Here is a 12653-nt window from a genome sequence, read left to right on the forward strand (position 1 = left end):
TAATTCCTTGGCGATAGTGTGCCATCTCTTTTTTCGGGACAATCATGAATTTCGTGACAGACTATTCGACCCGCGCGGGGGAGGTTTTATCCGCAGCCGAATTGGCGAGCGAGGAAAGCCGTTCCACGGCGACGCCGATGATGGAACAGTTCATCGAGATCAAGGCGAACAACCCGGATTCGCTGCTGTTCTACCGCATGGGCGACTTCTATGAGCTGTTCTTCCAGGACGCGGTCGAAGCCTCGCGCGCGCTCGGCATCACGCTCACCAAGCGCGGCCAGCACATGGGTCAGGAAATCCCGATGTGCGGCGTGCCGGTACACGCGGCCGACGATTACCTGCAGAAACTGATCGGTCTCGGCTTCCGCGTCGCTGTCTGCGAGCAGGTGGAAGACCCGGCGGAAGCGAAGAAGCGCGGCAGCAAGTCGGTGGTGCGCCGCGACGTCGTGCGCCTGGTCACTCCGGGCACGATCACCGAAGAGAAACTGCTTTCGCCGTCCGAGACCAACTATCTGATGGCGCTGGCGCGCATCAAGAGCGGGTCCGAGCCTGCCTACGCGCTCGCCTGGATCGACATTTCGACCGGCATCTTCCGCCTCGCCGAGACAGCCGAGAGCCGGCTGCTTGCGGACATCCTGCGTATCGAGCCGCGCGAACTGATCCTTGCAGACACCGTGTTTCACGACCCGGAACTAAGACCCGTCTTCGATGTGCTCGGCCGCGTTGCCGTGCCGCAGCCGGCGGTCTTGTTCGACAGCGCCACGGCGGAAGGGCGCATCAGCCGCTACTTCGGCGTCAAGACGCTTGATGGCTTCGGCACGTTTTCCCGTGCGGAACTCGCAGCCGCTTCCGCGGCGATCTCCTATGTCGAGAAGACCCAGCTTGCCGAACGCCCGGCACTCGGCACGCCGGAGCGCGAAAGTGCCGCCTCGACCTTGTTCATCGATCCGGCGACCCGCGGCAATCTCGAACTGGTGAAGACGCTGTCCGGCGCGCGCGAGGGCACGCTGCTGAAGGCGCTCGACCGCACGGTGACAAGCGGCGGCGCCCGCCTTCTTGCCGAGCGGCTGATGTCGCCGCTGACCGACCCGGACCGTATCAATGAGCGTCTCGATTCCATCGAGATCCTGGCGGACCAGCCGTCCTTTGCCGGCGACCTGCGCGATGCGCTACGTCGCGCGCCGGATATGCCGCGCGCCCTGTCGCGGCTGGCGCTCGGCCGTGGTGGCCCCCGCGATCTCGGCGCAATTCAGGCCGGCTTGCATGCATCCGCGTCCATTTCACGGCTGATGGCCGCAGGAACGCTCTCGGACGAACTGAAGGAGGCGCGCGCCGCAATCGATGCGCTTCCCGCAGGCCTGCTCGGCCTGCTCGATGCGACGCTTGGTGACGAGCTGCCGCTTCTGAAGCGCGACGGCGGTTTCGTCTGCGAAGGCGCCAATGCCGAGCTCGATGAGGTCCGGGGCCTGCGCGACCAGTCGCGCCGGGTGATCGCCGGGCTGCAGCTGCAATATTCCGAAGAGACCGGCATCAAGTCGCTGAAGATCAAGCACAACAACGTACTCGGTTACTTCATCGAGGTGACGGCGGGCAATGCCGGCTCGATGACCGACACGGACGAGGGCCGCGCCCGCTTCATCCACCGCCAGACGATGGCCAACGCCATGCGTTTCACCACCACGGCCCTTGCCGAGCTGGAAAGCAAGATCGCCAATGCCGCCGACCGGGCGCTGTCGATCGAGCTCGCAGCCTTCGACCAGATGACGGCGGAGGTCGTTGCCGCGGCCGAGGTGCTGAAGGCGGCAGCGTTCGCGCTTGCGACCCTCGACGTCTCGGTCGGGCTTGCGGTCCTTGCCGAGGAGCAGGCCTATGCCCGCCCCACCGTTGACCGCTCGCGCATGTTTGCCATCGACGGCGGCCGCCATCCGGTGGTCGAGCAGGCGCTGAAGCGCCAGGCATCGAATGCCTTCGTAGCCAATGGCTGCGATCTCTCTCCGCCTGAGGGCGAGGAGGGTGGCGCGATCTGGCTGCTCACCGGTCCCAACATGGGCGGTAAATCGACCTTCCTGCGCCAGAACGCGCTGATCGCGATCATGGCGCAGATGGGCACCTTCGTGCCTGCCGCGAGCGCCCATATCGGCATCGTCGACCGGCTCTTCTCCCGCGTCGGCGCCTCCGACGATCTGGCGCGCGGTCGCTCGACCTTCATGGTCGAGATGGTCGAGACCGCGGCGATCCTCAACCAGGCGACCGACCGCTCGCTGGTGATCCTCGACGAGATCGGTCGTGGCACCGCCACCTTCGACGGCCTGTCAATCGCCTGGGCGGCAGTCGAGCACCTGCATGAGGCGAACCGCTGCCGCGGCCTCTTTGCCACCCACTTCCATGAACTGACCGTGCTCTCGGAAAAACTCGGCCGTCTCTCGAACGCGACGATGCGCGTCAAGGAATGGCACGGCGATGTGATCTTCCTGCATGAGGTCGGTCCGGGCGCCGCCGACCGCTCCTATGGCATTCAGGTCGCGCGTCTCGCTGGCCTGCCGGCCTCGGTCGTGGCTCGCGCCAAGGACGTGCTCGCCAAGCTCGAGGACGCCGATCGCAAGAACCCGGCGAGCCAACTGATCGACGATCTGCCGCTGTTCCAGGTGGCGATCCGTCGTGAAGAGGTGAAGCCCGCCGGAAACTCCAAGATCGACGAGGCGCTGAAGGCGCTGAACCCCGACGACATGACGCCGCGCGAGGCGCTCGATGCGCTCTATGCGCTGAAGAAGGAACTGAGCGCCGCCAAGGCGGGATGAGGAAAATGCGTGCGGTTTTCCGCCCGCATCCCGCCAACCGTTGCCTAGGCGGCGCTGCGCCTTTTTCCTGTGCAAGCCGTCTGTAAAAAGGCTATACAGCGCCGCACGCTTTTGCGGGCGCGGCGCTCGAATTGTTGTGTGGTCTTTATTCGGCCTCGGTCGCAAGGATCATGCAGGAGCGCTTGACAGCGAACGACCACGCAACCAGTCGGACAGGACGCCCCTCGGCACTTCATGGGCAGACACGAAACCTTCTTTCCCGAAATCCTCGACGTCGCAGCGCTCCGGGCAAAATGCGACTTCATCGCCTCGGCCCACGCCGAACAGCGCGACCCGATGCGTCAGGCATTGCTGGCGGCTTTCAAGCAGGCAAATGTCGCCGGCCGGGCGAAGGCCCGCGAGCTGTTCAACGCCGATGGTGCCGGCATTCTCTGCGCCGAACGCATTTCCTGGCTGCAGGATCAACTGATCACAGTGCTGCATGATTTCGTGCTGAACGAGATCTTCGACGCCGCCAATGCGCCGCCCGCGTCCCGGATCGCCGTGACGGCGGTCGGCGGCTATGGCCGCGGCACGCTGGCGCCGGGTTCAGACATCGATCTTCTGTTCCTGCTGCCGGTCAAGAAGGCGGTCTGGGCCGAGCCGGCGATCGAGTTCATGCTCTATATCCTCTGGGATCTGGGCTTCAAGGTCGGCCACGCCACCCGCACCATCGACGAGTGCATCCGGCTATCGCGCGCCGACATGACGATCCGCACGGCCATCCTCGAGACGCGCTATATCTGTGGCTCCGAGACATTGTGCGCTGAGCTCGAAACGCGCTTCGATCATGAGATCGTCCGCAACACCGGCCCGGATTTCATCGCCGCCAAGCTTGCCGAACGCGACGAGCGCCACCGCAAGGCCGGCGACACGCGCTACCTCGTCGAGCCCAACGTCAAGGAAGGCAAGGGCGGGCTTCGCGACCTGCACACGCTGTTCTGGATCGCCAAGTACTTCTACCGGCTGAAGGACACCGCCGACCTCGTCAAGCTCGGCGTGCTTTCGCGGCAGGAGTACCAGCTCTTCCAGAAGGCCGAGGACTTCCTCTGGGCGGTGCGCTGCCACATGCATTTCCTCACCGGAAAATCCGAGGAACGGCTCTCTTTCGACATCCAGCGCGAGATCGCCGAGGCACTCGGCTATCACGACCATCCGGGCCTTTCGGCCGTCGAACGCTTCATGAAGCACTTCTTCCTGGTGGCAAAGGACGTCGGCGATCTCACCCGTATCTTCTGCGCAGCACTCGAAGACCAGCAGGCCAAGGACGCGCCCGGCATTTCCGGGCTCATCGGCCGCTTCACCCATCGTAGCCGCAAGATTGCCGGCACGCTCGATTTCGTCGACGATGGCGGTCGCATTGCGCTTGCAAGCCCCGACGTCTTCAAGCGCGATCCGGTCAATCTGCTGCGCTTCTTCCACATCGCCGATATCAACGGGCTGGAATTCCATCCGGCGGCACTGCGCCAGGTCACGCGGTCGCTGAGCCTGATCAAGCCGGCGCTGCGCGAAAACGAGGAGGCGAACCGCCTCTTCCTGTCGATCCTCACGTCCCGCCGCAAGCCGGAGCTGATCCTCCGGCGCATGAACGAAGCCGGCGTGCTCGGCCGCTTCATTCCGGATTTCGGCAAGATCGTCTCGATGATGCAGTTCAACATGTATCATCACTATACGGTCGACGAGCATCTGCTGCGCACCGTCGACGTGCTGTCGCGCATCGAAGGTGGCATCGAGGAGGAGGCCCATCCGCTCGTCGCCAAGCTGATGCCGGGGATCGAGGAGCGCGAGGCGCTCTATGTCGCCGTGCTGCTGCACGACATCGCCAAGGGCCGGCCGGAGGATCACTCGACCGCCGGCGCCAAGGTGGCACGCAAGCTCTGCCCGCGCTTCGGGCTGTCGCCGAAACAGACCGAACTCGTCGCTTGGCTGATCGAGGAGCATCTGCTGATGTCGATGGTCGCCCAGACCCGCGACCTCAACGACCGCAAGACGATCGTCGACTTTGCCGAGCGGGTACAGTCGCTTGATCGGTTGAAGATGCTGCTCGTCCTGACCGTCTGCGATATCCGCGCCGTCGGCCCGGGTGTCTGGAACGGCTGGAAGGGACAGCTTCTGCGCACGCTCTACTACGAGACCGAGCTGTTGCTGTCGGGCGGCTTCTCCGAGCTGTCGCGCAAGGAGCGTGCGGCCCATGCCGCTGTCATGCTCGGCGAGGCCTTGACGGACTGGTCCGAGAAGGAGCGCGAGGATTACGTGCGCCTGCACTACCAGCCCTATCTCCTGACGGTGGCGCTGGAGGACCAGATCCGGCATGCGCGCTTCATTCGCGAGGCGGATGCCGCGGGCAAGGCGCTGGCGACGATGGTGCGCACCCACCAGTTCCACGCGATCACCGAAATCACCGTGCTTTCGCCGGACCATCCGCGGCTTCTGACGGTGATTGCCGGTGCCTGTGCGGCCGCCGGCGCAAACATCGTCGACGCGCAGATCTTCACGACCTCGGATGGCCGTGCGCTCGATACTATTCTCGTCAACCGCGAGTTCGCTGTCGACGAGGACGAGATGCGCCGGGCAGCGAGCATCGGCAAGCTGATCGAGGACGTGCTTTCGGGCCGCAAGCGGTTGCCGGAAGTCATCGCCAGCCGCACCAAGGTGAAGAAGCGCACCAAGGCTTTCACGGTGACGCCGGAAGTGACGATCAGCAACACGCTGTCGAACAAGTTCACCGTGATCGAAGTCGAAGGCCTCGACCGTCCGGGCCTCTTGTCCGAGATCACCGCGGTGCTGTCCGATCTTTCACTCGACATCGCCTCGGCCCACATCACCACCTTCGGTGAAAAGGTGATCGACACCTTCTACGTCACCGATCTCGTCGGCCAGAAGGTGACGAGTGAAAACCGTCAGATGAACATTGCCGCCCGCCTCAAGGCCGTCATGGCCGGGGAGGGGGACGAAGCGCGCGACCGCATGCCCTCGGGCATCATCGCGCCGCCCCCGGGCGTTTCCTCCGCTCACAGAACGACAAAAGCCGAAACATGAGTCTGGTCAAGAAATTTGCAACCGTCGGCGGCGCGACACTCGGAAGCCGCCTGTTCGGCTTCATCCGCGAAACCTTCATGGCGGCAGCGCTTGGCACCGGCCCGGTTGCCGACGCCTTCAACACCGCCTTCCGTCTGCCCAACACCTTCCGCCGGCTGTTTGCCGAGGGCGCCTTCAATTCCGCTTTCGTGCCGCTCTTTGCCCGGGAAATCGAGGCGAACGGCATGGATGGCGCGCGGCGTTTCTCCGAGGAGGTCTTTGGCGTCCTCTTCACCGTGCTCCTGTTCCTGACGATCGCGATGGAACTGACGATGCCCTTCATCGTCAGCAACCTGATCGCGCCCGGCTTTGCCGACGATCCGGAAAAACTCGGAAGCACCATCGTCTTTGCGGCGATCATGTTCCCCTATCTCGCCTGTATGTCGCTGGCGGCGATGATGGCGGGCATGCTGAATTCGCTGCATCGCTATTTCGCGGCGGCCATCGCGCCGGTCTTCCTCAATTTCATCCTCATCGGCGTGCTCGGCTATGCGTGGTATGCGGGTCAGGATCCGATCGCGGTCGGCTACGGCCTTTCCTGGGGCGTCATGGCCGCCGGCCTCGTCCAGCTCGCAATCGTCTGGATCGCCGTGCGCGATGCCGGCATCAGGATCGGCCTTCGTCGCCCGAAGATGACCGCCAACGTGAAGCGCCTGCTCGTACTGGCGCTGCCGGCGGCGATCACCGGCGGCATCACCCAGATCAACCTGCTGATCAACACCAACATTGCGTCTGCCCGGGAAGGTGCGGTGTCGTCGCTCGTCTATGCCGACCGCATCTATCAGCTTCCGCTCGGCGTCGTCGGCATCGCGGTCGCAACCGTGCTTCTGCCGGAACTCGCCCGCGCGCTGCGTTCGGGCAACCTCAACGAGGCCTCGAACCTGCAGAACCGCTCGGTCGAGTTCACGCTGTTCCTGACGCTGCCGGCCGCCGCCGCTTTGCTCGTCATGTCCGAGCCGATCGTCCGGTTGCTGTTCGAGCGCGGCAAGTTCTCGCCGGAATCGACCATCATCGTCGGTCATATCCTGGCAATTTACGGCCTCGGCCTGCCGGCTTTCGTGCTGATCAAGGCCTTCATTCCCGGCTTTTTCGCACGCGAAGACACGCGCACGCCGATGATCTTCGCCGCGATTTCCGTCGTCGTGAACGTGTCCCTGGCGCTCACCCTGTTTCCACGGCTTGGCGCGAGCGGCATCGCCACCGCCGAGATCGTTGCCGGCTGGGTGAATGCCGTGCTGCTCTTCGCAACGCTTGTCTGGCGCGGCCATTGGGGCAGGGACATCCCGCTTCTGACCCGTATCCCGCGTCTCGTCCTCGCGGCGGCGGGTATGGCGGCGGCGCTGTATTACGCTGTCGGCTGGTTCGCTTTCGAACTGTCCTCTGCCGCGTCCCTCCTGACGCGGGCAACGACGCTGACGGGCCTGGTCGCAGTCGCCATGGTGATCTACTTCGGGCTCGCCTTCGGCCTCGGCGGCGCGAGCCTCGGCATGATCCGCCGCAACATCAAGCGGGGCGCGAAAGCGCCTGCGGAGCCTGCAGCAACGCCGGAGGCGGGTGACTGATGCGCCAGACGATCGCACGCATTGCCCTGGTCGTGCCGGATTATGACGCCGGCATCGCCTTCTACTGCGGCAAGCTCGGTTTTGATCTCTTGGAGGACACCGTTCTCGACGCCACCAAGCGCTGGGTCGTCGTCCGTCCCAAGGGGGCCGTCGAAACGGCGCTGCTGCTTGCCAAGGCTGACGGCGAACGCCAGCAGGCGGCGGTCGGCAACCAGACCGGCGGCCGGGTCGGGTTCTTCCTGTTCACCGACGATTTTTCCCGAGACCATGCGGCGATGCTGGCAGAAGGCGTCGTCTTTCTGGAAGCGCCGCGCCATGAGCCCTATGGCACCGTAGCCGTGTTCAGCGACCCGTTCGGCAACCATTGGGATCTCTTGCAACCGGCGGCGCGAACCTACAGTTCTCGACCTCTTGATTGCCTCCCGCCACCCGTGCATAAGCCATGCCGTTAGCAACATGGGCCAGCCGGCCCTGGGGCCCTCCACCAGCCTATTGAGGACGACATGAACGAATTCAAGCCGCTCGTATTCTCCGGCGTTCAGCCGACGGGCAATCTCCATCTCGGCAATTATCTCGGCGCGATCCGCAAGTTCGTGGCGCTGCAGGAAAACAACGATTGCATCTATTGCGTCGTCGACCTGCACTCGATCACCGCGCAGCTCGTGCATGAGGACCTGAAGGGGCAGATCCGCTCGATCGCCGCCGCCTTCATCGCTTCGGGCATCGATCCGAACAAGCATATTGTCTTCAACCAGTCGGCCGTGCCGCAGCACGCGGAACTCGCCTGGATCTTCAATTGCGTCGCCCGCATCGGCTGGATGAACCGCATGACGCAGTTCAAGGACAAGGCCGGTAAGGACCGCGAGAATGCGTCGCTCGGCCTGCTGGCCTATCCGAGCCTGATGGCGGCTGACATTCTCGTCTATCGCGCCACCCATGTTCCCGTCGGCGACGACCAGAAGCAGCACCTGGAGCTGACGCGTGATATCGCCCAGAAGTTCAACATCGACTTCATGGAGCATATTCGCAGCGCTGGTTACGGTGTCGACATGGTTGTCGGCGAAGAGCCGATCCATGCCTACTTCCCGCCGGTCGAGCCGCTGATCGGTGGCGCTACGCCGCGCGTCATGTCGCTGCGTGACGGCACCAAGAAGATGTCGAAGTCGGATCCCTCCGATCTCTCGCGCGTCAACCTGATGGACGACGCAGAGACGATCTCGAAGAAGATCCGCAAGGCCAAGACCGATCCGGACGCGCTTCCGAGCGAAGTGGACGGTCTGAAGGGCCGTCCCGAGGCGGACAACCTCGTCGGTATCTACGCGGCGCTGTCGGACAAGACCAGGGAGCAGGTGCTCGCCGAATTCGGTGGGCAGCAGTTCTCGGTCTTCAAGCCGGCGCTGGTCGACCTCGCGGTCGAGGTTCTCTCGCCGATCACGGCCGAGATGCGCCGCCTGATGGGCGACACCGCCCATATCGACGCAATCCTTAGGGATGGCGGCGAGCGGGCGCGGGCGCGGGCAGAAAAGACGATGCGCGAAGTGCGCGAAATCATCGGCTTCCTGCAGTAAATTGATTGGGTCCGGGGAACTCCCGGACCCAGTTTCATTTTGATGGTCGGACTTCGCAAGCCGAAGTGAACCTCGACCGGAAAGCCTCGGGCACTTTTCCGTGCCCTCGTCCGAAACGCAAAAATCAGACCTTGCGGCGGCTCGCGCGGGATGTATTGTTCACCCTATGGTCTCGACCCGACTCTCTCGACTTGAAGGACACCGCCGCAAATTCATGGCGGTGATAGACGATACCCCGGAATGCGGGCGCGCCGTGCACTATGCGGGCATGCGCGCCAAGAATTCCAATGGTGGCCTCGTCCTGCTCTATGTGATCGCCGACGGCGACTTCCAGCAATGGCTGGGGGTCGAGGAAATCATGCGTGCGGAAGCACGCGAGGAGGCCGAGGCGACGCTCGCCAAGGTGTCCCAATCGGTCCGCGAGCGGATCGGCATCGAGCCCGAGGTCGTCATCCGCGAGGGCACGGCCACGGAGCAGATCCACGCGGCGATCGAAGAAGATCGCGACATCGCCATTCTGGTTCTCGCGGCCGGCTCGGCGAAAGAAGGCCCCGGTCCGCTGGTGTCGTCCATTGCCGGCAAGGCCGCGGCCTTTCCGATCCCCGTCACGGTCATCCCGGATGCCCTGACGGACGAGGAGATCGACGCGCTCAGCTGACCTGCGTCGCTATGTGCTCTTGCGACCAGACGGCCATGCTCCTATATTCTTTTGAATTATTCTAAAAAGCTGGGCGGATGCCGCTCCGGCGAAACGGAGACAGACATGTTCATTCAGACCGAAGCCACGCCGAATCCGGCGACGCTGAAGTTTTTGCCGGGCAAGGTCGTCCTGGAAAACGGCACGGCCGAGTTCCGCGACGAGGAAGAAGCACGCGCCGGCTCGCCGCTCGCGGCACGGCTGTTTTCGATCCCCGGCGTCACCGGCGTCTATTTCGGCTACGATTTCATTACCGTCAGCAAGGAAGGCCAGGAATGGCAGCACCTGAAGCCGGCGATCCTCGGTTCGATCATGGAACACTTCATGTCGGGCCAGGCGATCATGGCTGGCAGCGGCCGCGCCGAGCAGTCCGACGAGGAAGACGAGTTCTTCGACGAGGGTGACGAAACGATCGTCGCCACGATCAAAGAACTGTTGGAAACCCGCGTACGTCCGGCCGTCGCCCAGGATGGCGGTGACATCACCTTCCGCGGCTTCAAGGATGGGACTGTGTTCCTCAACATGAAGGGCGCCTGCTCCGGTTGCCCGTCGTCCACCGCGACGCTGAAGCATGGCGTGCAGAACCTGCTGCGCCACTTCGTTCCCGAGGTGGAGGCCGTCGAGGCCGTCTGATATAGCGCGCGCCTGTCCGGCGCGCCGGTTTCGCGTATCGATTTTGCCGCAAAGCCCGATCGGCTTTGCGGCTTGTGGCGTCTGAAAGATCCTGCGTTGAAATGATTGTACTTGCGCTCGACACGTCCGGTTCCGGTTGCTCCGTTGCCGTCTATGACAGCGAAACGGAAGCCGTGCTCGGGCGTTCCGGGGCCGATCTCGGCAAGGGACACGCCGAGCGGCTGATGGAGTTCGTCGACGAGGCATTGGCTGCGTCCGGCCGGTCGCTTGACGCTATCGACCGCATCGCCGTCACTGTCGGCCCGGGATCCTTCACCGGCATTCGCGTCGGCGTAGCGGCCGCTCGCGGCTTGGCGCTTGCGCTCGGCAAACCCGCCGTCGGCGTCTCGACACTTGCGGTCGTGGCCGAGGGGCTGCGCCGGACGGCCGCCGGAAAGCCCGTCCTTGTCGCCATCGACGCCAAGCGGGACGAGGTCTATCTCCAGGCTTTCGATGCGACCGGTAGCGCCACGGGTGAGCCCGAAGCACTCTCCGTCGGAAGTGCGCGCGAACGATTTGCCGGTTTCGACGGCGTCATAGGCGGCTCCGGCGCGCATCTCGTCGCTGCCGATCTACCGCTCAAGCCTTCAGAACTCATCGATGTCGCCGCCGTCGCCAAACTTGGTGCCGCTGCCGATCCAGCCTCGGCCAAGCCGCGTCCGTTATATCTCCGAGGCCCCGACGCCAAGCCGCAGGCGGGCTTCGCGATTGCCCGAGCATAGACCGAGATGAGCTTCACCGATTACTTCACCCGCCGCACCGAGTTCGACATCTTCCCCTTGGAGGAGGCGGACCTGATTGCCGCGGCGGCGCTGCACCATCAGCGTTTCGCGTCCCCGTGGAGCGATGGCGAAATCCATGCGCTTCTGGTGCAAGAGACGGTGTTCGGCTTTGTCGCCCGGCAGACCAATGGCAGCTTTCGCCCGGCATTCGGTGGGTTTGTCCTGTCGCGTGCGGTTGCCGGCGAGGCGGAAATCCTGACGATCGGTGTCGAGCCGCGTTATGCGCGCTCCGGTCTCGGCTGGCGGTTGATGCAGGCGGCGATGCGTGAAGCGCTGGTCAAGGGCTCCGAGGCCCTGTTCCTCGAAGTCGACGAGACCAACCAGCCCGCAATCGGGCTTTACCGTAAGCTCGGCTTCAACAAGGTCGGCGAACGCCGCGCCTATTACCAGGACAAGGCCGGCCAGCGGACCGCCGCGCTTGTCATGCGGCTCGATCTTCGCTAGTCCCGACACGGACAGGGGCAGGATGAGGAAGGCCAAGGCGGTCTTCCGCCCGCATCCCGCATTACCCTATCGGAACAGGTCACGATGATCGCGCCGCGGTTCGGCTCCAGATCATCGCGATTCTCAAGGTCTCGCGCAGGAAAACTCTTCCCGGATGGTCAATTGGCTACGGATCGCGATCTTCGCAGCGCTTCTGGCGCTGGTTTCGCTCGTGCTGATGCCGATGCAGGTCGTCTGCCTCTGGCTTGATCTGAAACCCCGGCGCCGTCTGCCGCGATATTGGCACCGGCTCGCCTGTTACCTTCTCGGCATAAAGGTGCGCGTCCATGGCATGGCGGATCGCCGCCGGCCGCTTTTGATCTGCGCCAACCACGCCTCCTGGAAGGACATTCTGGTGCTCTCCTCGGTTGCCGACGTCGTCTTCGTCGCCAAGTCCGAGGTGAAGGGCTGGCCGGTCTTCGGCGTGCTTGCCCGGCTGCAGGCGTCGATCTTCGTCGAGCGCGAGCAGAAGCGCTCGACCGGCAAGCAGGTGAGCGAAATCGGCGAGCGCATGGCGGCCGGTGAAATCGTCGTGCTCTTTCCCGAGGGAACGACCTCGGACGGCAACCGCCTGCTGGAGATCAAGACCTCGCTTTTCGGGGCTGCCGCTTCCGCCGTGCCGCATTCGCCGACCGGTCTCGTGCATGTGCAGCCGGTCGCGATCTCCTATACCGGTATCCACGGCATGCCGATGGGCCGCTTCAACCGGCCGATCGCCGCCTGGCCGGGCGACACCGAACTGGTGCCGCATTTGCTCGGCATCCTGCGTGAGGGCGCGATCGAGGTCGACGTCGATTTCGGTGAGGCCATCGATTACGACCGCCATACCAATCGCAAGGAGGTGAGCCGCACGGTCGAGCAGCGCATCCGCAGCATGCTGTCGGATCGTCTGCGCGGGCGGGCTTGAAACGCCCCGGGCAAGGACCGCTGCGCCGAAAATACTTCAACTTCCGACCGCTTTGCACTAAAGAACC

Annotated in this window: 10 protein-coding genes; all 10 read left to right on the forward strand. The window is 64.0% G+C overall.

Annotated elements, in window-relative coordinates; translation table 11 throughout:
• Positions 1 to 44: 44 nt before the first annotated feature.
• Positions 45 to 2798, forward strand: a complete 2754-nt coding sequence (gene mutS, locus IB279_RS01785) for a DNA mismatch repair protein MutS (RefSeq protein WP_113189773.1) — start codon at positions 45 to 47, stop codon at positions 2796 to 2798.
• Between the two features lie 234 nt (positions 2799 to 3032).
• Complete coding sequence (locus IB279_RS01790) at positions 3033 to 5876, forward strand: [protein-PII] uridylyltransferase (RefSeq protein WP_090295106.1); 2844 nt, start codon at positions 3033 to 3035, stop codon at positions 5874 to 5876.
• On the forward strand, positions 5873 to 7477 hold the full coding sequence (murJ, locus tag IB279_RS01795; protein ID WP_060607281.1) for a murein biosynthesis integral membrane protein MurJ: 1605 nt from the start codon (positions 5873 to 5875) through the stop codon (positions 7475 to 7477). Before IB279_RS01790 ends, murJ begins: the two co-directional genes overlap by 4 nt.
• Entirely contained in the window at positions 7477 to 7929 is a 453-nt protein-coding gene (locus IB279_RS01800) for a VOC family protein (protein ID WP_113189775.1), read from the forward strand. Before murJ ends, IB279_RS01800 begins: the two co-directional genes overlap by 1 nt.
• 51 nt (positions 7930 to 7980) lie before the next feature.
• The gene (gene trpS, locus IB279_RS01805; RefSeq protein WP_113189776.1) at positions 7981 to 9045 is read left to right on the forward strand and encodes a tryptophan--tRNA ligase; all 1065 of its coding nucleotides are present in this window, start codon (positions 7981 to 7983) and stop codon (positions 9043 to 9045) included.
• A 166-nt stretch (positions 9046 to 9211) separates the two neighbouring features.
• Complete coding sequence (locus IB279_RS01810) at positions 9212 to 9703, forward strand: universal stress protein (RefSeq protein ID WP_034797413.1); 492 nt, start codon at positions 9212 to 9214, stop codon at positions 9701 to 9703.
• A gap of 105 nt (positions 9704 to 9808) precedes the next feature.
• A complete protein-coding gene (locus IB279_RS01815; protein ID WP_034797411.1) occupies positions 9809 to 10375 on the forward strand; it encodes a NifU family protein in 567 nt (188 codons plus the stop codon).
• Between the two features lie 101 nt (positions 10376 to 10476).
• On the forward strand, positions 10477 to 11136 hold the full coding sequence (gene tsaB / locus IB279_RS01820) for a tRNA (adenosine(37)-N6)-threonylcarbamoyltransferase complex dimerization subunit type 1 TsaB (RefSeq protein WP_034797409.1): 660 nt from the start codon (positions 10477 to 10479) through the stop codon (positions 11134 to 11136).
• Between the two features lie 6 nt (positions 11137 to 11142).
• On the forward strand, positions 11143 to 11640 hold the full coding sequence (locus IB279_RS01825; RefSeq protein ID WP_113189777.1) for a GNAT family N-acetyltransferase: 498 nt from the start codon (positions 11143 to 11145) through the stop codon (positions 11638 to 11640).
• 154 nt (positions 11641 to 11794) lie between these two features.
• Positions 11795 to 12586, forward strand: coding sequence for a 1-acyl-sn-glycerol-3-phosphate acyltransferase (locus tag IB279_RS01830; RefSeq protein ID WP_060607270.1), 792 nt, complete (start codon positions 11795 to 11797; stop codon positions 12584 to 12586).
• Positions 12587 to 12653: the final 67 nt, after the last annotated feature.

The organism is Ensifer sp. ENS06 (genome assembly GCF_014852205.1).
GTDB classification, from domain to species: domain Bacteria; phylum Pseudomonadota; class Alphaproteobacteria; order Rhizobiales; family Rhizobiaceae; genus Ensifer; species Ensifer adhaerens.

Coding starts and splice junctions, on each gene's coding strand:
- mutS (WP_113189773.1), top strand. CDS start 45: ATGAATTTCGTGACAGACTATTCGACCCGCGCGGGGGAGGTTTTATCC.
- IB279_RS01790 (WP_090295106.1), top strand. CDS start 3,033: ATGGGCAGACACGAAACCTTCTTTCCCGAAATCCTCGACGTCGCAGCG.
- murJ (WP_060607281.1), top strand. CDS start 5,873: ATGAGTCTGGTCAAGAAATTTGCAACCGTCGGCGGCGCGACACTCGGA.
- IB279_RS01800 (WP_113189775.1), top strand. CDS start 7,477: ATGCGCCAGACGATCGCACGCATTGCCCTGGTCGTGCCGGATTATGAC.
- trpS (WP_113189776.1), top strand. CDS start 7,981: ATGAACGAATTCAAGCCGCTCGTATTCTCCGGCGTTCAGCCGACGGGC.
- IB279_RS01810 (WP_034797413.1), top strand. CDS start 9,212: ATGGTCTCGACCCGACTCTCTCGACTTGAAGGACACCGCCGCAAATTC.
- IB279_RS01815 (WP_034797411.1), top strand. CDS start 9,809: ATGTTCATTCAGACCGAAGCCACGCCGAATCCGGCGACGCTGAAGTTT.
- tsaB (WP_034797409.1), top strand. CDS start 10,477: ATGATTGTACTTGCGCTCGACACGTCCGGTTCCGGTTGCTCCGTTGCC.
- IB279_RS01825 (WP_113189777.1), top strand. CDS start 11,143: ATGAGCTTCACCGATTACTTCACCCGCCGCACCGAGTTCGACATCTTC.
- IB279_RS01830 (WP_060607270.1), top strand. CDS start 11,795: ATGGTCAATTGGCTACGGATCGCGATCTTCGCAGCGCTTCTGGCGCTG.